Here is a 2747-nt window from a genome sequence, read left to right as displayed (position 1 = left end):
TGTGGACCCTCGACAAGTCCTATCGTTCCAGATCGGAGGCACTTTCGCTTTCATGATCGGCTATGCGGACCGACGCTCATGAAAGAGCGAGGCTAGGGCGGCGCGGTACAGATGGGTGCGCTGCGCCGAGCGCAGCCGGGCGATCAGCACGGCGGCCTGCGCGGCGGACAGCTCACCCCGGGCGGCGCGGCGGGCGATGTCGCCGATCGCGCGGCCGGCACGAGTGCGGGCCATCAGACCTGCTCCTCACGGTCGGTGGCCTGCCGGTTGAGCTTGTACAGCTCACACAGGTACGCCTTGCCGCCGGTCGTCTCCCGGCTGCCGGTCGCCCGGCGCCGCACCGGCACGGGCTTGCCCGCGTCGTGGGCGGCGGCCTGGTCGTGCCAGCAGTCGTCACAGTCGCGCTGGCCACCCAACGTGGCGTAGCGGACCTGCCCCGGCTCCAGGCGCGGCTTGACCGCCCGCCGCACCGGCGCGACCGGCGCGGGCCGCTGCTCGGCGACCGCGCCGGTGAGCAGGTCGAGCTGCCCGGCGGTCACCGCCCGGCCTCCCGCCGGGCGGCGGCAGCTCGGGAGCATACGAACGTGCAGCCGCGGTTGCGGCGGCGCTTGATGTCGGCCAGACGGCGCTTGACCTCGGCGCGCTCGCACTCGGTCAGCTCCAGGTCCTCGCCGCGCATCGCCCGGCGGACCGCGATCTCGTCGATGTAGGACGGGTCCGGTTCGATGTCGAGGGGCAGGCCGTACTCCAGGGCGAACATCAGGTCATCGGTCAGGGCCTTGGTCCAGGCCCAGCCGCAGGCGACACCGCCGACCAGGTCGGCCAGGTCATGGGTGTGGCCGGTGCAGGTACGGGCCGCGACAGCGGCCAGCGGGTGAGCGATGGTCAACCGGACGTGCGCCGGTTCGTCGGCAGGTGCCGACGCGATAGCCTGAACAGGCATCGCTGTCTTCCCTTCGCTGGTGGGACGGGGTGCAAAGACCCCGGCCGGTTAGCCGCCCTGCCGGGGTCGCCTTGTCTTGTGCTGTGGTGGTCGCCTCGTCGGCGGCCACCGCACGGGCCGGGCAGCGGCCACAGCCCGCACGGAAGCCGTCAGCGCCACGAACGCACGCGGCGCTTGAGGGCAGCGGTGCAGCCGCCGCAGCGGTCCTCGCCGGTACGCAGCGGCCACCAGTTCGTGCAGCCGCAGCACTGCCGCCACACGGCCTTGGCGCGGGTTGCGACACGTACGCAGGTGGAAAGGCTCATCGGTCATCTCCTCCGGTGAACAGTCGTGCTCGGACGGGACAGCAGCGGCCGGGGCGATATGGCCCCGGCCGCCTGAACAGGTGCAGAACTTCGCGCAGCCATCACCCGGGCCGCGTACGGGCGCACGGACCTCAGCCGTGCCGGCCACCTTTTTCCTAGGAGGCGGCCACCTATTTCCCTATGAACGTGTAAATGAACAGCCAGCGTCTGGCGCTACGGGCGCGCGGCATCGCCGCCTTCCCGCGCTGGCCAGGACCGGAGCGAGTTGCGTGTCGGCCGCTGTCGGCCGCTGTATCCACATGATGCACATGCCGCACTATGTGCGTCAAGTGCTATGTGCCTTCTCCCTGGTCGTGTGCTCTACTTGGTGCGTTAGGAGGGAGAGAGCATGGCGCTCGTGTCGGGTACTCCGGCGTTCCAGCAGGTAGCGGAGGACATCCGGAAGCAGATCACCAGCGGGGCACTACCCGCTGGCGCTCAACTGCCGTCTATGGCTCAGCTCAAGGAGCTGTACGGCGTGTCGAGCACGGTCGTACGCGATGCCCTCGCTGAACTTCGCCGTGAAGGCCTCGTGATCGGCCAGCAGGGCAAGGGTGTGTTCGTGCGCGATGGCGCTGAAGCCGCGTCCGCCGCAGGCGAGGCCGGGGAGATCATGGAACGCCTTGAGGAGCTGACCGAGGTCGTCCGACAGCTCGACGCGCGGCTTGCTCGGCTCGAACAAGGCGACGCTCCAAAGCAGCCATCTCGGCGGTAAGCCACTTCAGGCGCTCCGCGATGGCTCGCCGCTGCCTTATTGCAATTTCCCTGGTCCTTGGCTGCTGTGTGGTCATGCACATAGAGAACCCCCGCTTTAGGGGTGGACAACAGGTTGACAGTCGATCAACCTCGAATCAGTCCATTCATAGGGGGAGGGGGCGCTCTCGTGAGCGACGAGTCCGGACGGACGGTGGAACAGGATGCGCTGGTCAGAGACTTCATCGCCGAGTTGAAGCACTGGCGGGCCGTGTCCAGCTACTCACAGAAGGCGCTTGCGCCGCTGGTCGGCTACGACTCGTCGTACATCTCCAAGGTCGAGAACGGCACGCTGATCCCCAGTCGCGAGTTCGCCGATAAGGCCGACCAGCACTTACGCGCGGGCCGAGCGCTGTTCCGGCGCTGGCGGGAACTGGCAGAGGCCGGCATCGGGGCCGAGACGCGTACGCACGACGGTGGCGGACTGGATCAGCAGCCCGCGCCGGGGTCGTCGCTGGTGGTGGAGCACGAAGATGCCGAGTTGAGCTATCGGGAGGGCGTGTTCCGCACACGCGTGCGCAGGTTGCTACACAACGTCGGTACCGATCCGGTGACCAGCTACCTCATCCGCATCGCGGTGGACCGGTACCCCGGTGATCCCGAGCGCTCTAATACTCCAGCCGCACTTCCGCCGAGGAGTTTGCGCTGCTAGGCACGCTTGGCGGGACACCTTCCGAACCGCAGCGTTGGTCCATTGTAGACTCCCG

The 2747-nt window shown here is 68.3% G+C and carries 6 protein-coding genes; 2 read left to right on the top strand and 4 right to left on the bottom strand.

Annotated features, from left to right (window positions below; all coding sequences use genetic code 11):
• Positions 1-60: 60 nt before the first annotated feature.
• The 4 genes from AB0J67_RS40500 to AB0J67_RS40485 form a co-directional block, all read right to left on the bottom strand.
• Positions 61-234, bottom strand: a complete 174-nt coding sequence (locus tag AB0J67_RS40500) for a hypothetical protein (protein ID WP_363491039.1) — start codon at positions 232-234, stop codon at positions 61-63.
• Complete coding sequence (locus AB0J67_RS40495) at positions 234-539, bottom strand: hypothetical protein (protein WP_363491037.1); 306 nt, start codon at positions 537-539, stop codon at positions 234-236. The genes AB0J67_RS40500 and AB0J67_RS40495 overlap by 1 nt, the downstream gene beginning before the upstream one ends.
• The gene (locus tag AB0J67_RS40490; protein ID WP_363491035.1) at positions 536-943 is read right to left on the bottom strand and encodes a hypothetical protein; all 408 of its coding nucleotides are present in this window, start codon (positions 941-943) and stop codon (positions 536-538) included. The genes AB0J67_RS40495 and AB0J67_RS40490 overlap by 4 nt, the downstream gene beginning before the upstream one ends.
• Positions 944-1092: 149 nt before the next feature.
• The gene (locus AB0J67_RS40485; protein WP_363491033.1) at positions 1093-1248 is read right to left on the bottom strand and encodes a hypothetical protein; all 156 of its coding nucleotides are present in this window, start codon (positions 1246-1248) and stop codon (positions 1093-1095) included.
• A gap of 388 nt (positions 1249-1636) precedes the next feature.
• On the opposite strand from AB0J67_RS40485, the gene AB0J67_RS40480 reads away from it, so the two are divergent.
• Positions 1637-2002 carry a winged helix-turn-helix domain-containing protein gene (locus tag AB0J67_RS40480; protein ID WP_363491031.1) on the top strand — a complete coding sequence of 122 codons (366 nt, stop codon included), beginning with the start codon at positions 1637-1639 and terminating at the stop codon, positions 2000-2002.
• Between the two features lie 168 nt (positions 2003-2170).
• Entirely contained in the window at positions 2171-2692 is a 522-nt protein-coding gene (locus tag AB0J67_RS40475; RefSeq protein ID WP_363491029.1) for a helix-turn-helix transcriptional regulator, read from the top strand.
• Positions 2693-2747 lie beyond the last annotated feature (55 nt).

It is taken from the genome of Catellatospora sp. NPDC049609, from assembly GCF_040675365.1.
In the GTDB taxonomy this organism is placed as follows: Bacteria; Actinomycetota; Actinomycetes; order Mycobacteriales; family Micromonosporaceae; genus Catellatospora.
Note: the sequence above shows the minus strand (reverse complement) of the source record. Positions and strands in the feature narration are given on the sequence as shown.